20 protein-coding genes and 1 pseudogene are annotated in these 24,373 nt (G+C 33.8%); 12 read left to right on the top strand and 9 right to left on the bottom strand.

Going from position 1 to position 24,373, the window contains the following annotated elements; translation table 11 throughout:
- Positions 1 to 269: 269 nt before the first annotated feature.
- Positions 270 to 2,141 (bottom strand): peptidase U32 family protein, encoded by a 1,872-nt coding sequence (locus FS85_RS0105080; RefSeq protein WP_010135007.1) that lies wholly within the window; start codon positions 2,139 to 2,141, stop codon positions 270 to 272.
- 163 nt (positions 2,142 to 2,304) lie between these two features.
- On the opposite strand from FS85_RS0105080, the gene FS85_RS0105075 reads away from it, so the two are divergent.
- From FS85_RS0105075 to ftsY, 8 genes are all read left to right on the top strand, one after another.
- A complete protein-coding gene (locus FS85_RS0105075; RefSeq protein WP_010135006.1) occupies positions 2,305 to 3,144 on the top strand; it encodes a 1,4-dihydroxy-2-naphthoyl-CoA synthase in 840 nt (279 codons plus the stop codon).
- A 173-nt stretch (positions 3,145 to 3,317) separates the two neighbouring features.
- On the top strand, positions 3,318 to 4,190 hold the full coding sequence (gene purU, locus FS85_RS0105070; RefSeq protein ID WP_010135005.1) for a formyltetrahydrofolate deformylase: 873 nt from the start codon (positions 3,318 to 3,320) through the stop codon (positions 4,188 to 4,190).
- A gap of 56 nt (positions 4,191 to 4,246) precedes the next feature.
- Positions 4,247 to 4,864, top strand: a complete 618-nt coding sequence (locus FS85_RS0105065) for a fumarylacetoacetate hydrolase family protein (protein ID WP_010135002.1) — start codon at positions 4,247 to 4,249, stop codon at positions 4,862 to 4,864.
- 68 nt (positions 4,865 to 4,932) lie between these two features.
- Positions 4,933 to 6,177 carry a CinA family nicotinamide mononucleotide deamidase-related protein gene (locus tag FS85_RS0105060; protein ID WP_010135001.1) on the top strand — a complete coding sequence of 415 codons (1,245 nt, stop codon included), beginning with the start codon at positions 4,933 to 4,935 and terminating at the stop codon, positions 6,175 to 6,177.
- A 74-nt stretch (positions 6,178 to 6,251) separates the two neighbouring features.
- Positions 6,252 to 6,491: a 50S ribosomal protein L28 gene (gene rpmB / locus FS85_RS0105055; protein ID WP_010135000.1), complete on the top strand. Its 240-nt coding sequence runs from the start codon at positions 6,252 to 6,254 to the stop codon at positions 6,489 to 6,491.
- A 27-nt stretch (positions 6,492 to 6,518) separates the two neighbouring features.
- Positions 6,519 to 6,701 carry a 50S ribosomal protein L33 gene (gene rpmG, locus FS85_RS0105050; RefSeq protein ID WP_010134999.1) on the top strand — a complete coding sequence of 61 codons (183 nt, stop codon included), beginning with the start codon at positions 6,519 to 6,521 and terminating at the stop codon, positions 6,699 to 6,701.
- A 7-nt stretch (positions 6,702 to 6,708) separates the two neighbouring features.
- A complete protein-coding gene (locus tag FS85_RS16355) occupies positions 6,709 to 6,861 on the top strand; it encodes a DUF4295 domain-containing protein (RefSeq protein ID WP_010134998.1) in 153 nt (50 codons plus the stop codon).
- A 101-nt stretch (positions 6,862 to 6,962) separates the two neighbouring features.
- Entirely contained in the window at positions 6,963 to 7,916 is a 954-nt protein-coding gene (ftsY, locus tag FS85_RS0105040; protein WP_010134997.1) for a signal recognition particle-docking protein FtsY, read from the top strand.
- Between the two features lie 70 nt (positions 7,917 to 7,986).
- Here the strand turns inward: ftsY and FS85_RS0105035 are convergent, their stop codons facing one another.
- On the bottom strand, positions 7,987 to 10,194 hold the full coding sequence (locus FS85_RS0105035; RefSeq protein ID WP_010134996.1) for an RICIN domain-containing protein: 2,208 nt from the start codon (positions 10,192 to 10,194) through the stop codon (positions 7,987 to 7,989).
- Between the two features lie 653 nt (positions 10,195 to 10,847).
- Here FS85_RS0105035 and rimO point away from each other — a divergent pair.
- The 4 genes and pseudogenes from rimO (at position 10,848) to FS85_RS0105015 (ending at position 15,210) form a co-directional block, all read left to right on the top strand.
- Positions 10,848 to 12,161 (top strand): 30S ribosomal protein S12 methylthiotransferase RimO, encoded by a 1,314-nt coding sequence (gene rimO, locus FS85_RS0105030; protein WP_010134994.1) that lies wholly within the window; start codon positions 10,848 to 10,850, stop codon positions 12,159 to 12,161.
- Positions 12,162 to 12,483: 322 nt separating this feature from the next.
- Positions 12,484 to 14,173, top strand: a pseudogene (gene dnaX / locus FS85_RS16080) (DNA polymerase III subunit gamma/tau).
- Between the two features lie 11 nt (positions 14,174 to 14,184).
- A complete protein-coding gene (gene miaE / locus FS85_RS0105020) occupies positions 14,185 to 14,766 on the top strand; it encodes a tRNA-(ms[2]io[6]A)-hydroxylase (protein WP_010134993.1) in 582 nt (193 codons plus the stop codon).
- Positions 14,767 to 15,210: a DUF4268 domain-containing protein gene (locus FS85_RS0105015; RefSeq protein ID WP_010134992.1), complete on the top strand. Its 444-nt coding sequence runs from the start codon at positions 14,767 to 14,769 to the stop codon at positions 15,208 to 15,210.
- A gap of 62 nt (positions 15,211 to 15,272) precedes the next feature.
- Here FS85_RS0105015 and FS85_RS0105010 read toward each other — a convergent pair whose 3' ends face one another.
- From FS85_RS0105010 to infC, 7 genes are all read right to left on the bottom strand, one after another.
- Positions 15,273 to 15,968, bottom strand: coding sequence for a TerC family protein (locus tag FS85_RS0105010; protein ID WP_010134991.1), 696 nt, complete (start codon positions 15,966 to 15,968; stop codon positions 15,273 to 15,275).
- Between the two features lie 89 nt (positions 15,969 to 16,057).
- Entirely contained in the window at positions 16,058 to 17,512 is a 1,455-nt protein-coding gene (locus tag FS85_RS0105005; protein WP_010134990.1) for an NAD-dependent succinate-semialdehyde dehydrogenase, read from the bottom strand.
- A 229-nt stretch (positions 17,513 to 17,741) separates the two neighbouring features.
- Positions 17,742 to 19,463, bottom strand: a complete 1,722-nt coding sequence (locus FS85_RS0105000) for a RagB/SusD family nutrient uptake outer membrane protein (protein ID WP_010134989.1) — start codon at positions 19,461 to 19,463, stop codon at positions 17,742 to 17,744.
- Between the two features lie 12 nt (positions 19,464 to 19,475).
- Positions 19,476 to 22,646, bottom strand: coding sequence for a SusC/RagA family TonB-linked outer membrane protein (locus tag FS85_RS0104995; protein ID WP_010134988.1), 3,171 nt, complete (start codon positions 22,644 to 22,646; stop codon positions 19,476 to 19,478).
- 387 nt (positions 22,647 to 23,033) lie between these two features.
- The gene (gene rplT / locus FS85_RS0104990; protein ID WP_010134987.1) at positions 23,034 to 23,378 is read right to left on the bottom strand and encodes a 50S ribosomal protein L20; all 345 of its coding nucleotides are present in this window, start codon (positions 23,376 to 23,378) and stop codon (positions 23,034 to 23,036) included.
- A 136-nt stretch (positions 23,379 to 23,514) separates the two neighbouring features.
- Positions 23,515 to 23,712 carry a 50S ribosomal protein L35 gene (gene rpmI / locus FS85_RS0104985; protein ID WP_010134986.1) on the bottom strand — a complete coding sequence of 66 codons (198 nt, stop codon included), beginning with the start codon at positions 23,710 to 23,712 and terminating at the stop codon, positions 23,515 to 23,517.
- Between the two features lie 135 nt (positions 23,713 to 23,847).
- Positions 23,848 to 24,366, bottom strand: coding sequence for a translation initiation factor IF-3 (gene infC, locus FS85_RS0104980; protein ID WP_071585700.1), 519 nt, complete (start codon positions 24,364 to 24,366; stop codon positions 23,848 to 23,850).
- Between the last annotated feature and the right edge of the window lie 7 nt (positions 24,367 to 24,373).

Genomic DNA, 24,373 nt, shown 5'->3' with positions numbered 1-24,373 from the left:
TCAGCAACCATTCTTTTAAACCTTAGTAATACTTACAAAAGCTCAGTTATGTTTTCCGTTTTTTAAGCGGATTATGATGTATGAAAAGAAACAATGTTCTAATAATTAATTGATTAGGGGAATATATTTCTTTTCATAGCATGCTAAAATTAGAAAAAAAAAACGAATAATGGGTTAATTATTCGTTGTATTATAAAAATAAAATAGAAAACAGGCTCATACAATAGTATGAATGTTGATGAAAACTTAATAATTTGAGAGTGTTTAAGTTATACCTCGTCCTCTTCAAAAATCAAATCTGCATCCTTTTCCCATATTTCCATTTCGCAAGGCTTGCAGTTAAATTTTAGTTTGTATTCATTTTCGCCATGTGTTAAGGTCATTGGTTCCTTTATTTTTTGACCCATGGTCTCTTTTTGATAATGTGGACATTTTCCCAATTCGTAACGAACACAATATTTGGTGGTCATTACTCTAGCTTTTCCTGGTTCCCATTGTAGCTCAAAAGCTTTTTCAATTTCTTCAACTCCGTGCCTGTGGTAGAATTGTCTAGCCAATTCATTAGATACATTGTACATATAATCCAAACTTTTTTCTGGGTAAGGATGCTCTGTTTTTACTATTGGTTGTTCTTCTCTGTGGTATTCTTCAATTCTTAAATCAACCAATCTATCCAGCACAGTTCTTCTTAGTTCATTGATTTTAGAAATTGGTAAGAACCAATTGTCTGTTACATCTACATGAATTTCATCAACAATAAAAGGAGTGTTACCTGCTTTTACTAAATTTTTTTCTAAATTGGCAATCAAGAAACCTTCTTTTTTAGCGAGTTCTTTATCAGTAATTACTCCTTCTGTATATGTATGTCCATCTTCATCTACTACAGTTAAGGCAAATCCATCAGAAGTTTCTTTAAAAGTTAATTCTACCCCAATTTTACGAATGGCACTGTTGTCTTTTTCTACTTGCTTGTTAAAGTTAGCATCGGAGTTTCTAGAAATTAAAGTTCCAATTGCGATGTCTTTAAAATTATTAGGTGTTATCCAACCGTTTTCTACGGTGTTAATTTGAACTCCATCAGCAAAACCTTCGTTGTTTAAAAAGTACAATCCGTCTCCGTTGTTTAGCTTTTCAGAATTTTCTATTTTGTACTTATTATTTTTTACTTCAATAACTTTTCCAATAATTTGTCCTTTGGATTTTGGGCTTTCCCAAGAACCAATTTTTTCTATTCTGTGGTTTAAGAAATAATCTGTATAACCTCTATTAAAACTTCGATCCATTTCCGCATCAAAAGTGTAAAAAGTTCGTCCTGATGAGGCTTTGATGTAGTCTTCTTTTCCTTCACCGTTTAAAAACTCGTCCAAACGTTTTCTTAAGTATGACACGTTGTTTTTTACATATACAACGTCTTTTAAACGTCCTTCTATTTTAAAAGACATCACACCTGCTTTAATCATTGCTGGCATTTGGTCGCTTAAATCCAAATCTTTAATAGAAAGCAAATGACTCTCTTTTATTAAAGTATTTCCATCTCCATCTTTTAATTCATAGGGCAATCTACAATTTTGTGCACAAGAACCACGGTTGGCACTACGCTCACCCCCAGCCACACTCATGTAACAGTTTCCGCTAAAAGAAACACAAAGTGCTCCAGATACAAAAAACTCTAACTCTACATCGGTTGTTTGATGAATTTCTTTAATCTGATCCAAATTTAACTCTCTAGCCAAAACTACACGTTTCATTCCTGCATCAGCCAAAAACTTTACGTGCTCAGGAGTACGGTTGTTGGCTTGTGTACTGGCGTGAATCACAATAGGAGGCAAGTCCATTTCAAAAATAGCCATGTCTTGTACAATCAATGCATCTACACCTACCTCGTAAAGTTGATGAATCATTTGCTCGCATTTTTTTAACTCATTATCGTACAAAATAGTGTTGATTACCACAAATACTTGTGCTTTGAACAAGTGTGCATATCGGACCATTTCTGCCACATCTTCTATAGAATTGTTGGCGTTTGATCTGGCTCCAAACTGAGGAGCACCAATATAAACAGCATCGGCACCAGCATTGATGGCTGCCATTCCTTGAACTAAGTTTTTGGCAGGAGCTAAAATTTCTACTTTTTTCTTCATGGTGTAAATTTGGGAATGCAAATTTAGTTTTTTTATTCGATAAAATAGTTTGTAATCAGTGATTTAAGTTTGTTGTACTAAGTAGATTGGCTTTCAGTGGATAAGTCCCTAGATTTAAATTAAAATGATAACTTTGGCATTTGTGATTTTAAACAAGAAAACTATGTCAACGATCAACTGGCAAACAGCCAAAGAGTACGAAGATATTACTTATAAAAAGTGTGATGGAGTTGCAAGAATTGCATTCAATAGACCCAATGTAAGAAATGCTTTCCGTCCCAAAACAACTTCCGAATTGTACGATGCTTTTTACGATGCACAAGAGGATACCTCTATTGGGGTAATTTTATTGTCAGCAGAAGGACCTTCTACTAAAGATGGGGTATATTCTTTCTGTTCTGGAGGGGATCAAAAAGCAAGAGGACATCAAGGCTATGTTGGTGAAGATGGTGCGCACCGTTTGAATATTTTAGAAGTACAACGCTTGATACGTTTTATGCCCAAAGTGGTAATTGCGGTTGTGCCAGGATGGGCTGTAGGAGGCGGTCATAGTTTGCATGTAGTATGCGATATGACGTTGGCAAGTAAGGAGCATGCAATTTTTAAACAAACCGATGCTGATGTGACAAGTTTTGATGGAGGTTACGGTTCTGCCTATTTGGCAAAAATGGTAGGACAAAAAAAAGCCAGAGAAATCTTCTTTTTAGGAAGAAACTATTCCGCTCAAGAAGCTTTTGAAATGGGAATGGTTAACGCGGTTGTCCCACATGATCAGTTAGAAGATACCGCTTATGAATGGGCTCAAGAAGTGTTAGGAAAATCACCTTTGTCTATTAAAATGCTAAAGTTTGCAATGAATTTAACCGACGATGGTATGGTAGGACAACAAGTGTTTGCTGGAGAAGCCACTCGCTTAGCTTATATGACCGACGAAGCTAAAGAAGGAAGAAATGCCTTTTTAGAAAAACGCAAACCTAATTTTGACAAAAAGTATATTGTTTAATAAGTTTATAAGGTTTAGCGTTTATAAAGTTTTATCACCAAAACATCAGTAGACTTTCTAACTTTAAAAATGCTAAACTTTACAACTCTATAAAATAATGTTACAAGTAAATAGGGTAAAAGTTTTGTTTTATAGAACTTTATAAACCTTCAACTTTACAATTTACAATTAGAATGAAACCACAAGTAGTAACTTTTTTAATAAAATGTCCCGATCAAAAAGGGATTGTGTCTAAGTTGACCCATTTTTTTTACCAAGAAGGGTTTAATCTGTTAAGTGCACAACAGTACACCAATTCTATAGACAATATGTTTTTTATGCGTTTGCGTGCAGAAGCAGACGAAGAGGTTGTATTAAGCAAAGAACAGTTAGAAGAACGATTTACAAGATTGGCTGCTGCCTACGACCTTGTTTGGCATGTAGATTATGGAGATAGAAAACAGAAAGTAGCGGTAATGGTATCGCATACCAGTCATAATTTATATGATTTGTTACATCGTCATAAAGAAGGAAAGCTAAACTGCGAAATTAGTATGGTTGTAAGCAATCATACCAAATTAAAACCTGTGGCAGACATGTTTGGCATTCCTTTTTATCACAAACCTGTTAATAAGGATACCAAGCAAGAGCAAGAAGCTGCATTGATTGATTTGTTTGATAGCAATGAAATAGATTTGATTGTAATGGCAAGGTATATGCAAATTTTGTCTAATGATTTTATCAATCACTATCCCAACAGAATCATCAATATCCATCATTCTTTTTTGCCAGCTTTTCAAGGAGCCAACCCTTATGCAAGAGCCTATGAAAGAGGGGTAAAGTTGATTGGTGCTACTGCACATTATGCTACCGAAGATTTAGATGAAGGACCTATTATAGAGCAGGATGTAGAGCGTGTAACCCATGAAAGTACTCCTAAAACATTAAAAAACATTGGTGCAGATATCGAAACGATGGTTTTGGCAAGGGCAGTAAAGTGTCATTTAAACAATCAAATTATTGTAGACAATAACAAAGCGATTGTTTTTCCTGAGACAGGGGAATAATTGTACAGTTTAAAGAGGCTTGTGTTATACAGTATAAGGATTATAAAATAAAAGATATGAAGATTTTATGTATTGGTATGAACTACGTGGCACATATCAAAGAATTTGATAGGGATTTTATACCCAAAAGTCCAGTTGTTTTTCTTAAGCCAGACTCAGCAGTGTTGCCTAGAAAAAATCCATTTGTGATTCCTGTATTTTCCAATCAAGTAGATTATGAAATTGAGGTTTTGGTAAAAATCAACAAGGTAGGGAAGTTTATAGATCAAAAATTTGCACATAAGTATTATGACGAAATTGGATTAGGAATAGATTTTACCGCCAGAGATGTGCAACGTCAACTAAAAGAAAAAGGGCAGCCTTGGGAAATTTCTAAAGGCTTTGACGGAAGTGCTGTAATTAGTGAACAATTTTTGCCTAAAGAAGATTTTGCAGACTTGCAGAACATCAATTTTAGATTGGAAAAAAATGGAGAGGATGTTCAGGTAGGAAACACATCGTTGATGATTTTTAAAATTGATGAAATCATTGCTCACGTATCTCAATTTTATACTTTAAAAAAAGGAGATATTATTTTTACAGGAACACCTTCTGGAGTTGGGCCAGTAGCAAAAGGAGATGTGTTGCAAGGTTTTGTAGAAAATCAGAAAATGATTGATATTAAAGTAAGGTAACGTTTGCAAAAACATAGAAAGAAAGAAAGGGGGCTGGTTGCCTCTTTTTTTGTAGAAAAATAAAAGATATGAAAACAAGTATTGTAACCATAGGAGACGAATTACTGCTAGGGCAAATATTAGATACAAATAGCCAATGGATAGCAAAAGAATTGCATCAGCTTGGAGTAGAATTAGTAGAGAGTGTATCGGTATCAGATAGCAAACAGGCTATTGTTAATAGTCTAGACCACGCATTATCTCAGTCCGATTTGGTAATAATTACAGGGGGATTAGGTCCCACCAAAGACGATATTACCAAACATACATTAACATCGTATTTTAAGGATGAGTTGGAGCTAGATGTAGTGGTAATGAATCGGATCAAAGCGATTTTTGATAAAAGAAATATTCCTTTTTCTGAACTGAACAAAAATCAAGCAATGTTGCCTAAAAAAGCCATTACCTTACCTAATTTGTTAGGTACACCCTCTGGAATGTGGTTTGAGAAAGAAGGGAAGATTGTAATCAGCCTACCAGGTGTACCGTATGAAATGAAAGGGTTGATGCTTGGAGAAGTTTTGCCTAGGTTAAGAAAAATAGGTGGATTTTTATATCAAGAATATCAAACTTATGTTTTGTATGGTTTGGGAGAAAGTAGTGCAGCAGATATGTTGGATGATTTTGAAGATATCTTGCCAGATTTTATCAAATTGGCCTATTTGCCACAACCAGGGAGATTGACTTTGAGGTTGACAGGAAAACATCAAGAAAAAGTTTTTTTGCAACAAACAATTGCAACGTTGGGAGAAAAATTACTGTCGGTCTTTAAAGATTATTCAATTGTAAAAGGAACTGAAGATACGGTAGCACTTGTAAAAAAAATGTTAATTGCAAAACAAAAAACACTTGCAGTAGCAGAGAGTTGTACCGGAGGGGCGATTGCTTCTTACATAACCTTAGAAAGTGGGGTGTCTAGTTTTTTTCTTGGAGGAGTTGTTGCCTATCATGCCAATTTAAAAAGAGAGCTTTTAGGGGTTTCGGATAAGATTATTGAAAAACACACTGTAGTGTCTGCAGAAGTTGCAAAAGCAATGGCTAGAGGGATTCAACAAAAAACAGGAGCTAATTATGCTATCGCAACCACAGGAAATGCAGGGCCATCAACCGATAATACAGATGAAACCTTAGGAGTTGTGTATGTTTCAATTGCAGCTGAAAATCAAGTTTTTGTAGAAAGGTTTGATTTTGGACAACCTAGAGAAAAGGTTATAGAACAAGCAAAAAACAAGGCTTTAGAAATGATGCTAAAAGAAATATTAAAAAATCAGTAAATTAATTTTGTTAGTAAGGATATTTGTTCTTAAATTTGCACTCCGTTTAGAATTTAAATTAAAACTGATACGAGATGTCAAAAGTTTGTGAGCTTACTGGAAAGAAAGCAATGGTTGGGAACAATGTTTCTCACGCATTAAATAGAACAAAGAGAAAATTCAACGCTAACTTAATTACAAAGCGTTTTTATATTCCTGAAGAAGATAAGTGGATTACTTTAAAAATATCTACTGCTGCTTTAAAGAATATCAACAAGAAAGGAATTTCTGCTGTAATTAAAGAAGCTAGAGAAAAAGGTATTTTAACAAAATAATTTTTCTTACTAAAAGCATATATAGAGATGGCAAAAAAAGGAAACAGAGTACAAGTTATATTAGAGTGTACTGAACACAAAGCTTCTGGTCAACCAGGGACTTCTAGATACATTACTACAAAGAATAAGAAAAACACTCCGGATAGATTAGAGATTAAAAAGTTTAATCCTATCTTGAAGAAGATGACAGTTCATAAAGAAATAAAATAATTGAATCATGGCAAAGAAAGCAGTAGCATCGTTACAATCAGGTTCTAAAAGATTATCAAAGGCTATCAAGATGGTAAAGTCTCCAAAAACAGGGGCTTATACATTTGTTGAAGCGATTATGGATCCAACAGAAGTAAAAGATTTTTTAGCAAAAAAATAATTTTGCAAAATTTTGACAATACAAAGGCTACTTTCTTATAAAAGGAAAGTAGCTTTTTTGTATTTTAACAGTTTAATTATTGGAACGATAAATCGAATCAGATGAGTTTTTTTAAAAAAATATTTTCTTCAGAAAAAAAAGAAACCTTAGACAAAGGTTTGGAAAAATCTAAAGCCTCTTTTTTTTCAAAATTATCCAAAGCGGTTGCAGGAAAATCCAAAGTAGATGATGATGTATTGGATGATTTAGAAGAAGTGTTAATTTCTTCGGATGTAGGTGTAAATACCACATTGAAAATTATAGACAGGATTGAAGCAAGGGTCGAGAAAGATAAATATTTGGGAACAGAGGAATTGAATCAAATATTAAGAGAAGAAATTGCAAATCTACTTTCTGAAACCAACGAAGAAGATGCCACAGATTTTGTAGTTCCTAAAAACAAAAAGCCTTATGTTTTAATGGTGGTAGGTGTAAATGGTGTTGGAAAAACAACGACTATAGGAAAACTATCTGCTCAATTTAAAAAGAAAGGTTTAAAAGTTGTGTTAGGGGCTGCAGATACCTTTAGAGCAGCAGCGATAGATCAATTGCAAGTCTGGGCAGATAGAGTAGGAATACCTATTGTACGTCAGGAAATGGGTTCTGATCCTGCTTCAGTTGCATTCGACACCTTAAACTCTGCAGCAGCTAAGGATGCTGATGTGATTATTATTGATACCGCAGGTCGCTTACACAATAAAGTAAACTTGATGAATGAATTGACCAAAATTAAACGTGTTATGCAAAAAGTAGTTCCCGATGCTCCACATGATGTTTTATTGGTTTTAGATGGTTCTACTGGTCAAAATGCTTTTGAGCAAGCAAAGCAATTTACGCTAGCTACAGAGGTCACATCGTTAGCAGTAACAAAACTAGACGGAACTGCAAAAGGAGGAGTGGTGATTGGTATTTCTGATCAGTTTCAAATTCCTGTAAAATATATTGGTGTAGGAGAAGGAATAGATGATTTACAAGTATTTAATAAATTTGAGTTTGTAGATTCGTTTTTTAAATAAAGAGCTACTAAATTTAACAGATAGAAACCAGACAACCCTTTAGTTGTCTGGTTTTTCTTTTCCTAATTATTTAGTTGTGGAATTTTATTCTTTTTCTGCCTCCTTCATATTGTATTACAGCAATGTAAATACCCACTGGCACATTCGGAATTGTAATTAGGTTGTGTCCTTCTCTTAAATTATAACTATTAGAAAGAACAGAGTTTCCTGTGGTATTAAAAATTTGAACTTTTGCAATTCCTGATTTCGGAATATGAACGTTAAGTTTTGAAGTTGATCCTATTCTAGTGATTGTAACATCAAATATAGAGGTTGTCATGTTTATCTCAGAAAGATCTACCCTTGGAGTAGTAGACGTGTTTTGGAACAACCATTGTGTATAATTACCTGAATAATTTGTTGGGCGTTGTTCTAAAGAGCTATCATTATCATCACTTATTGGTCTAAAGTATTTACCTGTTTCTCTATTTTGTAAATAGAAATAATCTCCAGTTGTATATACTTTTTTCCATTGTGTATAGTTACCAGAATAACTGTTAGGTCTTTGTTCAAGTAAATCTCCATCATTATTTCCAGAGGGTCTAAAATACATACCTGTTTGTACGTTTCTTAGATAAAAATATCCATCCGATGTTGGTACTTCATCCCATCTTACATAGTCCCCAGTGAGAGAAGCATCTCCTTGGATTATAGTAGAGCCCTCTAAATCTGTTAAAGGTCTTATTTTTTTACCAGTTTCTCTATTAACAATATAAAAAGGAGTATCGTTGTTAGCGGCAATTAAGTAATAAACATCGTTACTTACTCCGTATTTAGGATTGTGTTTTGCTATGTTAGCATCGGTTGTCCAAACATAGTTGTTGGTAAAGGTTACAGTGTTAAACTGTATGTAACGTTCTTTACGCATTACAAAACCATCAAAACCTCTAGAGCTATTTTCGGCATAAAAGCTATGGTTGTTGGTCCAAGAGTTGTTGCTTGTTCCATTAAATCCTACGCTTGTTCCATCATAATTTGGAGAATTTGGATCCCTTTCACTTTCTGTACCATTCTCTTGATAAGCACCTTTACCTGCGTTTCCTAGTGGAATTCCTTCGGTAGCTGAGTCTAATAAAATCCCCACATTGTTATTGATTAGATTGTTATTAGCATCAATTTCTGTCCATATTAAAAGTCTGTCTCTAGCACCTATTACTACATTTTCATTAATAATAAAGTCAGCTGCGTATGAGTCTATGTCAATCCCGTCAAATTTAGAATTGGTAATTAAGTTGTTGGTAATGTTCCCCCAGAATGAACTTGGATTCCAAGCTCCTTTAAGGTGTATCGCTCTATAAAGAGTGTTGTCAATAAAGTTGTTCCTAAAATTAACTCTATGTGAGTAAGAAGATAGAAAGATTCCTTGTAAAGAGTTTTTAATGGTAACACCTTCTATGTTTATATTATTAGCATTCATAATTGTAATACCATTTACCTGAGGAAGAGTTTGCCCATTGGGGTCTGTATAACTTCCTGGAGCAACTATGATTTGCCCATTTCTTGTCCCAAAAATATTTACAAATTCTATAGAGTGGTTATTACAGGTTGAGCAGAATTTTTGGTTGATCAAATCCTTATTGCTTGTTACATTTGCAGCACTGCTTGGTTCATCTAAAAAAGTACCTTGAGGACGAATATTAAATACACCATCGTATTTGGAAGGTCTAGGTGTAAATGCAGCTCCTGTAGCGGTTCTTGGTGCATCTGTACCATCATAGCTTAATGTACCATCTACCCAAATTGTTGTATTGGATCCTACACTAATTGGCCACCCTGGGTTTATCCATCCCTGAAAAACAAAAGTATAGTTGTTATTACTAGCTATGTTAGCTCTGTTGGTATCTAACTCTGCTCTACTACTAATATAGATTACATTGCTTGATGGAGCGGGTAAATTAGAAGGTTGTGAGGTAACCTTCCTAACATTGGTTGCTGTTTGTTTAACAGCCCACATGTCAGAAATCTGCCTAGAAAATTTCCCATTCCCTAAAAACCTCTCTAAGTCAATAATAGAGTTAGGAATACCAGCGTTTTGGTATGCTGTCCTAGCATTCGCTCTGTTATCAGGACCAAGTGGAGCGATGGCTGTTTGTACTGTACCATTTTCAGGTGCTGAAGGTTCCCCAACATCCACAGCCTGAGCAGTTGTCGTATTAGTTGGTCCGTAAAAAATTTGCGCGTTCGTGTTTACTATTACTAATAAGTAAAATAGTAAAATTCCAAAATGATTTTTTTTCATTTTTATAAATAGGGTTTAAAAATTAGTTTGGTATTTATCAATACAATAAATACTATGCTGTAAGTTATTAGTCAACAGTTCTTTATCAAAAAAGATTAATATACCATACTAATAAAACCATGAGTTAAATGTTTTTTGTTGTATTACAGATAGTTAACGTAATACATTAAATGTTTGTGTGATGGGAGAATAAATGTATTGTTAATAACAGATGAATTATTGCTTATTAAAAAAGAGAGTGGTTTTAAGAAATTTAATATTCAGTTTTAAACTTATAGTAAATATTAAATAACATTGATTGTAGAAAAATAAGGACCATATTATTTTTTCTGCTATGTGAAAATGTTCTACAGCATAAATGATTTTAATGTAAGTTGGTTAAAGAATCTTTCGATATGGTTTCAAAAAAGACGAAATAATATCTATAAAAATAATATTTACAGTTTTTAGACCATAGCTAGTACATAGGTTATTATTTCAATAATCACTATAGATTTCTTGTGCTAATGACTTTATAGAAAAGGGGATGGTTAGGAGGTTTTGATTGATTGATAAAATAGAGGGTGCAATGTAAGGCATCGTCTAGGTTGATTCTAGTATTATAGTGTTTATACATAGGTTTTTAGTATTTTTGCAACCTAAAATAGAAATGGATGCGTACTAAATCTACCAAACAAAATAAAATCAATGTGGTAACCCTTGGGTGTTCTAAAAATGTATATGATTCTGAAGTGTTGATGGGGCAGTTAAAAGCCAATGGAAAGAATGTGGTTCATGAAGATGAAAACGATGAGGGAAACATTGTGGTTATTAATACTTGTGGGTTTATAGGTAAAGCAAAAGAGGAGTCTGTAAATACAATTTTGCATTACGCAAACAAGAAAGAAGATGGTGAGGTAGATAAGGTATATGTTACAGGATGCTTGTCGGAGCGATACAAACCCGATTTGGAAGCAGAAATCAGCAATGTGGATCAATATTTTGGAACACAAGACTTACCTAATTTATTAAAAGTATTAGAAGCAGATTACAAACACGAATTGATAGGAGAGCGTTTAACGACTACACCCAAACACTATGCATATTTAAAAATAGCAGAAGGATGTGATAGGCCTTGCTCTTTTTGTGCCATTCCGTTGATGAGAGGAAAACACAGATCAACTCCTATAGAAGAATTGGTGCAAGAAGCAGAGAAATTAGCTGCCAACGGAATAAAGGAATTGATTTTAATAGCTCAAGACCTAACCTATTATGGATTGGATTTGTATGGAAAAAGAAACTTAGCCGATTTGTTAAAAGAATTGGTAAAAGTTGAAGGGATTGAATGGATTCGTTTGCATTATGCTTTTCCTGCAGGATTTCCTCTAGATGTTTTAGAAGTTATGAAAAATGAACCCAAAGTTTGTAATTACTTAGATATTCCTTTACAACATATCAATACTGAGATTTTAAAATCAATGCGTAGAGGAACTACGTATGAAAAAACCAACAAACTACTTAGAGAATTTAGAACTTCAGTACCTAAAATGGCTATACGTACCACACTAATTGTAGGTTACCCAGGAGAAACAGATGAAATCTTTCAAGAGTTAAAAGCATGGGTTACAAAGATGCGTTTTGAAAGACTTGGTGTTTTTGCCTATTCATACGAAGAAGATACACATGCTGCCACTCTAGAAGACAATATTCCTGAGGAGGTAAAAGAGGCCAGAGTAGCAGAGATTATGGAGGTTCAAGCACAAATATCGTGGGAGTTAAACCAAGAAAAAGTTGGCAACGTTTACAGATGTATTTTTGATAGAAAAGAAGGAGCTTATTTTATAGGAAGAACTGAGCACGATTCTCCCGATGTAGATAACGAAGTTTTGGTAGATGCAAGTGAAAATTATGTAAAAACAGGAGAATTTATCAACATAAAAATTCACGAAGCAGGGGACTTTGATTTGTACGGAACCCCAGTAAAATAAGGGGGTCAAAGGGTAGGGTGAAAAGAAAAACTATCTTTTTGTACCCATTATTGTTTTTTTTTTAACATTTGATATGGTTTCTACGAATAAGTTCGTATATTTGAAACGTAAATATTTAGGGGTAGGTATTTATAATTACATTATTGCATATTAAATTTTTAGGGGTAGAAATTTATATGTTATTTTAAGTAATAGATAATGTAAACACAATTGCTCAGCTTGTAAATTAAATCTTTAATTTATGGCTGAGTTTTTTTATGCCATGAACTTGTTGTATCGCTATCTTCAATTAGGTATATTTGCTTTCTAAAATTTGTGTTTTATGGAGCCATTTGTAGTATCTGCACGTAAGTATAGACCTGCCACATTTAAAGATGTTGTAGGGCAGCAGTCTATTACCAATACTTTAGAAAATGCAATAGAAAACAACCATTTAGCTCAAGCTTTACTTTTTACAGGGCCAAGAGGAGTTGGGAAAACAACCTGTGCTAGAATTTTAGCAAAAAAAATAAATGAGCAAGCTACGGGAGTAGATGATGACGATTTTGCATTTAATATTTTTGAACTAGATGCTGCCTCTAACAACTCTGTTGACGATATTAGAAGTTTAATAGATCAAGTAAGAATACCTCCACAAGTAGGTAAATACAAAGTATATATAATAGATGAGGTACACATGTTGTCTTCTGCAGCTTTTAACGCTTTTTTAAAGACTTTAGAAGAACCACCTGTACATGCAATTTTTATTTTGGCCACTACTGAAAAGCACAAAATTATACCTACAATCCTGTCAAGGTGTCAAATTTTTGATTTTAAGAGAATCACAGTTCAATCTGCCAAAGAGCATTTAAAAAATATTGCAGTGCAAGAAGGTGTACAAGCCGAAGATGATGCTTTGCACATTATTGCACAAAAAGCAGACGGAGCTATGAGAGATGCTTTGTCTATTTATGATAGGGTGATAAGCTTTTCTGGAAAAAATCTAACAAGACAAGCGGTAACAGAAAATCTAAATGTGTTAGATTATGATGTGTATTTTAATATTACCGATTTACTAATTACCAATAAGATACCCGAAGTTTTAATAGCTTTTAATCAAGTATTGTCTAAAGGATTTGATGGACAACATTTTATCAATGGGTTAGCATCTCATTTTAGAGATTTATTAGTAGCTAAAGACAGTGCTACTATACAATTACTAGAGGTTGGAGATACAGCAAAAAAGCAATATTTAGAACAAGCTAGCAAGGCCGATTTTTCATTTTTACTAACAGCAATAGAAAAGGCAAATACAACAGATTTAAGTTATAGAGCAAGTAAAAATCAGCGTTTGCTAGTAGAATTGTGCTTAATGCAGCTGGCTTCTATCACTCACGATGGACAAAAAAAAAAGCAGTAATTTCATAATCCCCGCAACTTTTTTCAGGCTCAATTCGCCTAAAGAAAAAAATGAAATCAAAAAAGACACAGTAAAGGGTAGCGCATCGGATAACAAACAGCCTAGTGCAGTTCAGACTGTAAAAAAAGAGGTTGAGTCTATACCTATTAGAAGAACTCAGGTAAACAGAAGAAAATCTGCACTTTCATTAAAAAGAGAAAAGCTAACAGACAAAGATTTTGTACAAACAGAAGATTTAAGCAAAAAACCAAGAGACAAATTCACAGAATCTCAGTTAATAGAAAAGTGGCAATCATTTGGTGCTAAGATGAAAAGTGAGGGAGATTTAAACACAGCATCAGTTATCAACGTAAACGATCCCGTTTTGCAAGATGGACAAATTTTATTTACGTTACCAACCAAGTTGATGGAAGATCAGTTAGGTTCCGTAAAACCTAAATTATTAAGGTTTTTAAGAAGTTCGTTAAACAATTACGGTATTCAGATTCAGACCAAGGTTGATAAGACTCAGAAGAAAAAGCTTATTTATACACGAGAAGATAAGTTTCAAAAATTAGCAGAAGAAAATCCAGATGTATTGTTACTTAAAAATACATTTGGATTAGATATTTAATAGTAAAATTTATGTTAGGCCTTAAATTACCAACAGACCCAAGATGGGCAAACATTGCAGAAAAAAATATTGATGAAATACTAATAGATCATGCACATTGTGAACAAAAGGCAGCATCGACAGCAATATCTTTGATTGTTAGCTTTCCGGAGTATACCGAATTGGTAACAGAAATGATTGCTTTGGTAAAAGAGGAAATAAGCCATTTTAAATTGGTACACGACAGATTGATTGCTAAAGGAATTCCCTTAGGTAGAGACCGAAAAGATGAGTATGTGGTTCAGTTGGTTACTTTTTTTCCAAAAGGTGGAAGCAGAACGGATCAGTTGGTACATAGGCTGCTGTATGCTGCTTTGATAGAAGCCAGAAGTTGTGAAAGATTTAGATTGCTATCCGAACATTTAGAAGATGCAGAATTGGCTAAATTTTACAGAGACTTAATGGTGTCAGAAGCCAATCACTATACCTTATTTTTAAATTTTGCAAGGCAGTATGGAAACAGGGTACAAGTTGATGAAAAATGGAAAAAATTGTTAGATTACGAAGCTTTGTTGATGAGAAATTTAGGAACCAAAGAATCGATACACGGATAGATGTTTAGCAGAGAAGAGGCAGCACGAATACGAAAGGAATTTTGGGTGAGTTATGGAAAATCTTTTCCTAGAAAATGGGTGCTATACAAAACTAAAATAAAAGATTTTGGTTTTAAGTTTGTTGCAGAAAGAAAATATGCCGAGGTTGCTTTAGAAATTACTTGTACTGATGCTGTTCAAAGAGCATTGTTGTTTGAGCAGGTACAGTCACTAAAAAATATTTTGTTGTCGGACTATTTGCCCGAAGCTATTTTTGATGCTTCTTATTGTCTAGAAAGTGGCAAAGAAATCTCAAGAATTTACGTAGTGCATCAACAAAAATTTAGTATTTACAATAAAGATACTTGGGGGGCTTGTTATGATTTTTTTAATGATACAATGCATCAGTTTGAGCTCTTTTGGTACGAATATCAAGATTACATAGAGCAGGCGGTTGTAAAATAAAAAAAGGATTGAAAAACGAATATATTTTCAATCCTTTTTTCGTGTTTATAATTATCAAAAAACTAATGATCTGTTTTGATGGTTTTGATTTGAATCAAGTCAACCAGAAATGCAAATAGCATAGAGAAATAAATATAGCCTTTAGGAATTGCAAAATGTAAAGATTCTGCAATTAACGAAACACCAATCATCATTAAAAAACACAGTGCTAAAATCTTAAAAGACACGTGTTTGTTGATAAAATTAACAATGGGTTTAGAGGCAAAAATCATGATAAGTACACTTGTAATAATGGCTGCATACATTACGTATAGGTTGTCTACCATTCCTACAGCTGTAATGATAGAGTCTACAGAAAATACAATGTCTAGAATTAAGATTTCAATTAATAAGTTCATAAAAGTTGGCTTTTTAATTTCTTTGGTAGGATCTTTTTCGTGTTCCGTATGATGGAAAATTTCTTTGCTTGCTTTGTAGAGCAAAAATACACCTCCTACTAATAAAATTAACCCTTTACCGCTAAAACTAACTCCAAACAACGCAAAAAGTTCGTTATCTAGTTTTAGAATCCAAGAAACAACAGTTAATAGTCCAATTCTAATTACGGCAGCCAAAGCCAAACCAATTACTCTTAATTTATCTCTTTTTTCTACAGGAAGTTTGTCGGTAAGAATAGAGATAAAGATAATGTTATCTATACCTAATACAACTTCTAAAAATACTAATGATAACAGGGGTATAAGGATTTCTTGTAGCATTTGTTATATAAATTTGTTCAACAAATGTAACTAAAAAACCCTCTCTAGGTATGTTAGAAAGGGTAAAATTGTATTGTGTTTTTTATCAGTTATATGGCGGTTGAAATTCTTTTTTTAACCAAGTAATCCTCTAAGGCTAAGTGAGAACAATCATGACCAATTCCACTTTCCTTAATTCCGCCATGTGGTAAGTAGATAGCATATTTTACTCCGTTAATTTGAATTTCTCCAAATTCAAGTTCTTCTGTAAAACGTTCAATTCTCTTGTGATTGTTGGTAAAAATATAAGAAGCCAAACCATATTCTGTATTGTTTGCTAAGGCTAAAACTTCATCGTCAGAATCAAAGCTAAGAATACCAGCAACTGGACCAAAAGTTTCTTTTTTAAACAAATCCATATCGACAGTTATTCCAGAAACAACAGAAGGTTCTATCCAATATCCTTCTTTAGGTAAGTGTGTTGGAATTTTTCCTCCGTATTCTAATTTAGCACCTTTGCTAATAGCATCTTCTATCAAATCAAACATACGGTTTCTGTCGGCTAAGCTAGCTACTGGCCCCATAAACACATCAGGATTTTCTTTGGTTCCAAATCCTATTTTGATTTCTGAAACTCTTTGTATATACGCTTTTAAGAATTTATCATAAATATTTTTATGAATAAACATTCTGTTAGCAGCAACACAAATTTGTCCAGAGTTCCCAAATTTTAGTCCAATAGCTAAGTCTAATGCCTTATCAAAATCTGCATCATCAAAAACAATAAAAGGGGCATTTCCACCCAATTCCATTCCTAATTTTTTGATAGACGTTGTACTGTCTGCAATAATTTTTTTTCCAGTAGCGGTAGAACCAATCATGGTTATTACGGCCGGAATGGTACTGGTTGTCATAGGCGTGGCTACTTCACTGCTAGAACCCGCTAAAATGTTTACAACTCCGGCAGGAAAGTTAATATTGGCTAAAATTTCACCAATCATATACGCAGATAATGGTGATACCGAAGATGGTTTGATAATGATTGAACATCCGGCAGCAAGTGCGGGTCCAAGTTTAAAGCCTACGTTTAGTAAAGGAAAGTTCCAGGCCAAATACGCAACAGCTACTCCTGCTGGTTTTGAGATCATTTTATGAGTATGGGTATTTTCATAGTCTAGAATTTGCTCTTCACGTAAATTTTTCATGGCATTAGGATACCATTCCAAGGCATTTACTAAAGCCTCAATATCTTCATAAGCTCCTGCATAAGTTTTTCCCATTTCGTGAACCATAGCAGTTCTTAGCTCTTGTTCTTTTTCTAGAATAGCAGTACGTAGTTTTTGCATCCATTGTGTTCTTTCTGCTAGCGAGAGTTTGGACCAATATGCAAAACCTTTTTGTGCAGCTATCAGTGCTTTTTGAGTATCTTGTTTACCAGCTTTAGCGACTTGAGCAATTGATTTTCCTGTAGCTGGACAAATTACGTCTAATTTTTCTCCACTATATGCATCTAGCAGTAGTCCATCTACATACAGTTTTTTGTATCCAAAATTTTGTGTTTTCATTTATTTGTCATTTTTGGTTTGATTGATTTTTTACATATCCAATGTTGGATGTTGAGCATAAAAGAAGGAAAAGCCAACGACTAAGATATGGCATAAAAATAAACTAAACTGAGTTTAGAAATTATGGATTGTAGTTGGTCAAAATAAGTTTACGTTATGCAATAAAAAAAGGCACTAGAAGAATATTCTAGTGCCAAACCAATCAAAAAACCTAACCTAAAAAAGGTGATTATTCATAACCAAAGTTTTGTTCAAAAGAAGGAATTTTGTTCATTTCTTCTTGTGGAATTGGTAAGTAATAATGTCTTTCAAACCAAGGTCTTGTAACGACTGTATATTCTTCGTGAGAAACATTTCCGCTTGCATCTTTTTTCCATTTAAGCCCTTTGATGTCGAATCCTAAGTTTTCGGTATTCATCCATCTTCTTTCATCAAAAAAGTTATGTCCTTCAAAGCACAGTTCAACACGTCTTTCTCTTTTAATAGCCTCTAATAACGTTGATCCTGACGAAGTAATTTCAGGAAGTAATGCTCTAGTTGCAACTTTATTTACATAGGTTCTAGCTAGGGGTTCATTACCTAAGTGGTATTGTGCTTCGGCATAGTTTAGGTATACTTCTGCTAAACGATATAGTATATAAGGTCTACCAGGGGTAGGGTCTGTTAGTCCAACATTTTCATTTAAGAATTTTTTCATATTGTACCCTGTTTTGGATGAGTGAAGTACATTACCTAATCCTTCAGGAGAATCTAAACCATGTGGATGAGTATCAGGATCATCAGAAAGGGCATAATCTACGGGTCTACCTCTAAAAATAGCTCCGTTAAAGTTTAAGTTGGCATAGTACCTAATTTCTCTGTTTTCATTAGGGTTTGTTGGGTCATATGTTGTTGCGGGTGCATCTGTAGTGCTTCCATCGGCCATATTAAATTCAAGAGCAAAGTTGTGTGTTGGCGAAGACAAAGCCCATCCTCCATATCCACTAGGGCTTTGTGTCTGATCAGGTAGAGAGTTAACATCTGTACCAAAACCATAAACAGTCCCTCCAAAAGCACGTCCAAAAAGTAAGTCTTGGTTTACAGATAAAAATAAGTTGTGGTATTCTTGTGCATTAGATACAGAAATCAAATCTCGGTCTCCTACAGCATCAATAATATCTTTTGCAGCATTGGCAGCATCTTGCCATTTGGTTGGTTTTGTGTAGTCGTACAAAGGACCGTTGGGTATGGTGCTAGAATCGTGTAGATTGCTTGCTGCATATAGTAAAACTCTAGATTTTACAGCCATAGCTGCTAATTTTGTAGCTCGTCCAAATTCATCATCAGGTCTAGTTTCAGGTAAAACAACAATTGCTTGATCTAATTCAGAAACAATAAAATCTACACATTCTTCATAGCTGTTTCTTACCAAATCGTAGTTGTCATCTAAGCCTAATGCTTGTTGAATAATGGGAACCCCACCCCAAAGATTGATTAATTTAAAATAAGTATTGGCTCTTAAGAATCGCATTTCTGCTACTAAAGCAGCAACTCCATCAGGATCTTCTTGCATTGCTGGGCTCTCGTTTACTTTTTCAATAAAGTCATTTGCCTCTCTTATGTAGGTCCAATAGTTTTCCCATTTTAATCTAAAATCACCGATGTTTGTTGGAGTCCATCCAGCTCTTAGTCTAAGTCTATCTAAATCCCTGAAGTTGAATTTAGCTTCAAAAGAACCGTTTTCTAAATTGTATCTTCTAGACCACCAAATGCTATTATTGTATCCCCATGTTTCGGTACTATTGTAAGTTTTAAACAATAGGTTTTCTACTAATTTCGGATCCGAAAGAATCACACTTGCATCAGTTCTATCCGAAGGTAGGGTATCTAGAGAATCTTCACAGCTGGTTAAACTTAGCACAGAAGTAAAAGCACCTAAGCATAATAATTTGTATTTTTTTATATTTTTCATTTCTATAGTCTTTTAAAAGTTAACATTTACTCCAACAGTATAGGTTTTTAAAGAAGGGTAAGTGGCTTCTCTAAAATTGTTGAAACTTGTTGCTTCAGGATCCAATCCTAAGTCATATATATCAGAAAACATGGTTAGCAAGTTAAAACCTCTAGCAAACACTCTAATATTTCCAAATTTTAATTTTTCTTTGGTAAAGGTGTATGCAAGTTCTATTTCCTTTAATCGTAAGAAAGAAGCATCTTTTAAGTAGATGTCTGCACCTTCAAAATTAGCAACATCACCACTTTGATTTCCACTAAAAGGATCTCCTTGCCCAAAAGCCCTAGGGTAACTTGCGTTCCTGTTGTCTGGTGTCCATCTGTTATGAAACACAAAATCGGGTTTAGCTCCTACTTGATCGAAAAAGACAAGTGTTTTTGCCCCAGCTTGACCTTGCAACAAGAAATTGAATTCAAATTTTTTGTATTCCAATCCCCCATAAATACCATATTGTACTTGTGGAATGTTTGTCTCGTCTACTCTAATTCTATCGGCACCTGTAATTTTACCATCTCCATTCGTGTCTACATAAATAGGTTCTCCTTCAACCGTATTTTCTAGCTTTACTTCAGTAGCATCTACTTCTGCCTGATCTTTAAAAATTCCGTTGGTTGGATATACTAAAAAAGAATTGATAGGTTTTCCTTCTTGCTTTTGATAAGATGGCACTCCGTCTGCTTCATTAATGTCAAGTACTTCATTTTTAGCTAAAGAGTAGTTCATCCCTATGTTATAAGTAACTTCCCCTACCTGATCATTCCAAGACATTTCAAATTCATACCCCCAGCTTTTTGTTTTTGCTAAGTTTGTATCTGGAATTTGAGATGAAGCGATTCCAGAAATAGCTGGTAATCCATCAGTATTTTGTCTAAGGATGTCTTCTCTATTTTGATGAAAGTAGTTTAAATCTGCATTGAAACGTTTGTTAAACAAAGTAACGTTTACCCCTAAATTTTTCATATACGCTGTTTCCCAAGTTACATCTCTGTTAGCCAAAACAGGCAAGCCAAAAGCGTTTACCAAGCTTCCAGAAGTTCCAAAAACGTAGTATCTAGGCAACGCTGTGTTTAAGTTGGTATTTCCCGATATATAACCAGAAGACCATTGAAAAGGAGCAATTCTATCATTCCCCATAATAGACCAAGAAGCTCTAAGTTTTAGTTGATCTAAGTTTTTTACATCGTCTAAAAAGGATTCTTTGGTAATGTCCCAACCTACAGCTACACTAGGAAAAGTTCCATATCTGTTTCCTGAGTAAAAATTACTTGAGCCATCTCTACGTAAAGTAAGATCTACGTAGTATTTTTTTGCGTAGTTGTAAGAAAAAGATCCAAAATAATCTAACCTAGCAAACTCTGTAGATTGACTAGAGGTTGATTGTTGCTCTTGATCTCCAAATGGCAGTTCTGTAGATGTTGATGTAGGGAAGGCTCCTATTCTTTGTGCCCAAAAAGAACTTGTATTACTAGTTAAAGATTCTACTCCTACAAATCCAGAGAACTGATGGTCGTTTATAGAGTTGGAGTAGTGGATGGTTGAGTTTAACAAGGTCTCGTCGTATTTCCAAAAAGAATTTCTTAAAATTCTTTGTTGTCCTCTTTGAGAAAAACCTGTTTGTGGAACATAATCATCGACTCCTTGCAGAGAATAGTAAGTCCATGGTGTATACCAAGATTTTTCATCATTACTCATTTTTCTAATTCCTGCAAAACCTTTAATACTTAAGCCTTGGGCAATTTTATCAAGGTTTAAATCATAAGAAAATTTACCTCTTAAATCGTTGTCTTTTCTTTTTACATATCCAGATTCTGAACTAGACATTACAATTGGGTTTGCACCATTTTCACCACCAAACCCAGGAAGTCCGTTAGGGTATACAGCTACTTCTGTTGGTAAATTGGTGTAAATGTGTTTGTAAATAAATCCATCATCTACTCCTGGTTCTTTTCTGTTTCCAAACCTACCTAACAAATCTACTCCTATTTTAAGTTTATCAAACACTTTGATGTCAATATTAGATCTAATTTGTTTTTGTTTAAACCCTAAGTCGCCAGAGCGATATAATCCTTGTTGATCAAAAATATCACCACTAACAAAGTATTTTGTTTTTTCATCACCTCCAGAAATACTTAGACTTGTTCTAGATTCTGGAGTATTGTCTGCCAAAGTCAACGAAGACCAATCTGTATTAGGAAAGTTTAAAGGATCATTACCTGCTTTGTAAGCTGCTATTTGCTCGTTAGTAAAAGGCAATGGTTGTCCTATTCTTTCGGCAATTTCATTTTCATAAATAGCGTATTGTTCAGAACTCATTAAGCTAGGAGTTCTAGAAAATGTAGAGGAGCTGTAAGATGTTGTAAAGTTTATTTTAGGTCCCCCTTGTTTTCCTCTTTTAGTGGTAATTAAAATAACACCATTGGCAGCTCTAGACCCGTATATAGCAGCAGCACCATCTTTTAGAACTGTTAAAGAGGCAATGTCTTGAGGAGATAAATGAGAAAAAGAACCAGCTTGAATTCCATCAATTAAAATTAAAGGTGCATTATTACCTGTAGTGCTTAATCCTCTAATTAAGATTGACGTACCTCCATTAGCACCAGGATATCCTCCACGGTCATTAATTATCAATCCAGAAGCCCTACCAGCTAACGATTTTGCAATGTCTTTACTAGATGATTTTTCTATTACATCTTCTTTAATAGTAGTTACCGAGCCTGTTAATTCTCCTTTTTTTCTGCTAGTATACCCTAGCAGTACAACTTCTTCTAATTCAGAAGTTTCTTGTTCCAGTTCTACGTTAATATTTTTTTGATTGCCAATTACAATTTCTTTTGATTTGTAACCTACGTACGAAAAAACCAAAGTAGCACTGCTGGCATTTTCTACTTCAATGCTATAGTTTCCGTCAAAATCTGTTAGGGTACCAATACTAGTTCCTTTAACAAGGATGTTAACTCCAAGTAAAGGTCCTGTTTTATCAGAAACAGTACCAGTAATGGTTGTTTTTGCTTCGTTTTGTATTTTGGGTTTATTTTTAGCAAAAGTTAAAAAAGTACTTAAGCTAAAGACCCAAAACAAAAAACTAATTTTTGCAGGGAATGCATCAAGGAATTGGTTCCTTTTGTAGTTGTAATTCTTCATATTTAGTATGATTCGTTAGTTAATAAATTTGGTCTTGGTGTTTTGATTCGTTAGTTTTATGTGATGATGAATTCGTGTTTATTAGTTTTTTAATCTTATAGTTTTGAATATTTTAGTGATTTGGTTGTTTTATTGATAATAATGCAATCCAAAAATAGTGAGCAGATTTGTTATAAATCAGTATAGAATTCACATATACTTAGTATAAATTGCTTAAAAGAAAGGGTTTGTTAATAAACAGATTAAAAAAATGTTTTGTTTATAGTAAAAATGAAATAGTAGTAGGAATATTTTTTTTAGGAAGAGTGTTGATGAAGTACATAAAAAAAGCCCTTTGCAGAAATGCAAAGGGCTTTATATAAAGCAAGGTTGTTATTTACTAATTAATTATTTTACTTTTTCGACGATAGCCTTAAAAGCTTCTGGGTGGTTCATTGCTAAATCTGCTAAAACTTTTCTGTTTAATTCGATGTTGTTAGCTTTTACTTTCCCCATGAAAGCTGAATAAGACAATCCATGAATACGAGCACCCGCGTTAATACGAGTTATCCATAAAGCACGGAATGATCTCTTTTTGTTTTTTCTATCACGGTAAGAGTAAGCCATTGCTTTCTCAACCGCATTTTTTGCTACCGTATAAACGTTTTTACGTCTTCCAAAGTAACCTTTTGCTTGCTTCAAGATTTTTTTTCTTCTTCTTCTTGAAGCTACTGAATTTACTGATCTAGGCATGTTTTCAATGTTTTTTGTAGTAAGGCCATTTTCAATTTTCAATTAGCAATATTATTGTAATTGCTATATTGTCTATTGTTAATTGTTGTTTGCCCACTCCATGGTTAATAATTTAATATTCCCTATAAACTTAAAATTACTTTAAGTTTAATTGATTTTTGATGTTAGCTTCATCACTCTTGTGTACCAATCCGTCATGAGTTAACTTCAATTTACGCTTTTTAGATTTCTTTGTTAAGATGTGACTCTTAAAAGCGTGCTTTCTCTTTAATTTTCCAGTACCAGTAACTTTAAAACGTTTCTTAGCACTAGATTTTGTTTTTAATTTAGGCATCTCTAATAAGTTTATTCCTTGCTTGATATAATCTTCTTAAGTTGTAAAGTCTAAAAAGTTTGTAAGGTTTTTGTCAAACTCTAAAAAAAGAGTTTTACTTAAAAACTTTACAAACTTGTAACTTTTTAACCTTTTTTATTTTTTTACTTTGGGAGCTATAAACATAATCATACGTTTTCCCTCCAATTTAGGCATTTGCTCTACTTTTCCGTATTCTTCTAGTTCTTGGGCTAATTTTAATAACAAAATTTGACCTTGATCTTTAAAAATAATAGAACGACCTTTAAAGAAAACATAAGCTTTTAGTTTTGCACCATCTTGCAAAAATTTAATAGCATGTTTCTTTTTAAACTCATAATCGTGTTCGTCTGTTTGTGGTCCAAAACGTATTTCTTTTACGGTTACTTTTGTTGCTTTCGCTTTCATAACCTTATCACGTTTTTTCTGCTCGTATAGAAACTTTTTGTAGTCTATAATTTTACAAACAGGAGGAACTGCTTTGGGAGAAATTTCTACCAAATCTAATTCTTGTTCACGCGCTATCTGTTTGGCTTTAGAAATAGGATATACACCTATTTCTACGTTGTCTCCTACCAAACGAACTTCATCCACATAACGAATTTGCTCGTTTATTCTGTGTGGATTTTCCTTAATGACTCTT

Origin of the sequence: Ochrovirga pacifica (genome assembly GCF_000220525.1) — a bacterium.
Classification (GTDB): domain Bacteria; phylum Bacteroidota; class Bacteroidia; order Flavobacteriales; family Flavobacteriaceae; genus Ochrovirga; species Ochrovirga pacifica.
Note: the sequence above shows the minus strand (reverse complement) of the source record. Positions and strands in the feature narration are given on the sequence as shown.

Excerpts from the sequence above, each read along its gene's own strand:
- FS85_RS0105080 (WP_010135007.1), bottom strand. The coding sequence starts at position 2,141 with ATGAAGAAAAAAGTAGAAATTTTAGCTCCTGCCAAAAACTTAGTTCAA.
- FS85_RS0105075 (WP_010135006.1), top strand. The coding sequence starts at position 2,305 with ATGTCAACGATCAACTGGCAAACAGCCAAAGAGTACGAAGATATTACT.
- purU (WP_010135005.1), top strand. The coding sequence starts at position 3,318 with ATGAAACCACAAGTAGTAACTTTTTTAATAAAATGTCCCGATCAAAAA.
- FS85_RS0105065 (WP_010135002.1), top strand. The coding sequence starts at position 4,247 with ATGAAGATTTTATGTATTGGTATGAACTACGTGGCACATATCAAAGAA.
- FS85_RS0105060 (WP_010135001.1), top strand. The coding sequence starts at position 4,933 with ATGAAAACAAGTATTGTAACCATAGGAGACGAATTACTGCTAGGGCAA.
- rpmB (WP_010135000.1), top strand. The coding sequence starts at position 6,252 with ATGTCAAAAGTTTGTGAGCTTACTGGAAAGAAAGCAATGGTTGGGAAC.
- rpmG (WP_010134999.1), top strand. The coding sequence starts at position 6,519 with ATGGCAAAAAAAGGAAACAGAGTACAAGTTATATTAGAGTGTACTGAA.
- FS85_RS16355 (WP_010134998.1), top strand. The coding sequence starts at position 6,709 with ATGGCAAAGAAAGCAGTAGCATCGTTACAATCAGGTTCTAAAAGATTA.
- ftsY (WP_010134997.1), top strand. The coding sequence starts at position 6,963 with ATGAGTTTTTTTAAAAAAATATTTTCTTCAGAAAAAAAAGAAACCTTA.
- FS85_RS0105035 (WP_010134996.1), bottom strand. The coding sequence starts at position 10,194 with ATGAAAAAAAATCATTTTGGAATTTTACTATTTTACTTATTAGTAATA.
- rimO (WP_010134994.1), top strand. The coding sequence starts at position 10,848 with ATGCGTACTAAATCTACCAAACAAAATAAAATCAATGTGGTAACCCTT.
- miaE (WP_010134993.1), top strand. The coding sequence starts at position 14,185 with ATGTTAGGCCTTAAATTACCAACAGACCCAAGATGGGCAAACATTGCA.
- FS85_RS0105015 (WP_010134992.1), top strand. The coding sequence starts at position 14,767 with ATGTTTAGCAGAGAAGAGGCAGCACGAATACGAAAGGAATTTTGGGTG.
- FS85_RS0105010 (WP_010134991.1), bottom strand. The coding sequence starts at position 15,968 with ATGCTACAAGAAATCCTTATACCCCTGTTATCATTAGTATTTTTAGAA.
- FS85_RS0105005 (WP_010134990.1), bottom strand. The coding sequence starts at position 17,512 with ATGAAAACACAAAATTTTGGATACAAAAAACTGTATGTAGATGGACTA.
- FS85_RS0105000 (WP_010134989.1), bottom strand. The coding sequence starts at position 19,463 with ATGAAAAATATAAAAAAATACAAATTATTATGCTTAGGTGCTTTTACT.
- FS85_RS0104995 (WP_010134988.1), bottom strand. The coding sequence starts at position 22,646 with ATGAAGAATTACAACTACAAAAGGAACCAATTCCTTGATGCATTCCCT.
- rplT (WP_010134987.1), bottom strand. The coding sequence starts at position 23,378 with ATGCCTAGATCAGTAAATTCAGTAGCTTCAAGAAGAAGAAGAAAAAAA.
- rpmI (WP_010134986.1), bottom strand. The coding sequence starts at position 23,712 with ATGCCTAAATTAAAAACAAAATCTAGTGCTAAGAAACGTTTTAAAGTT.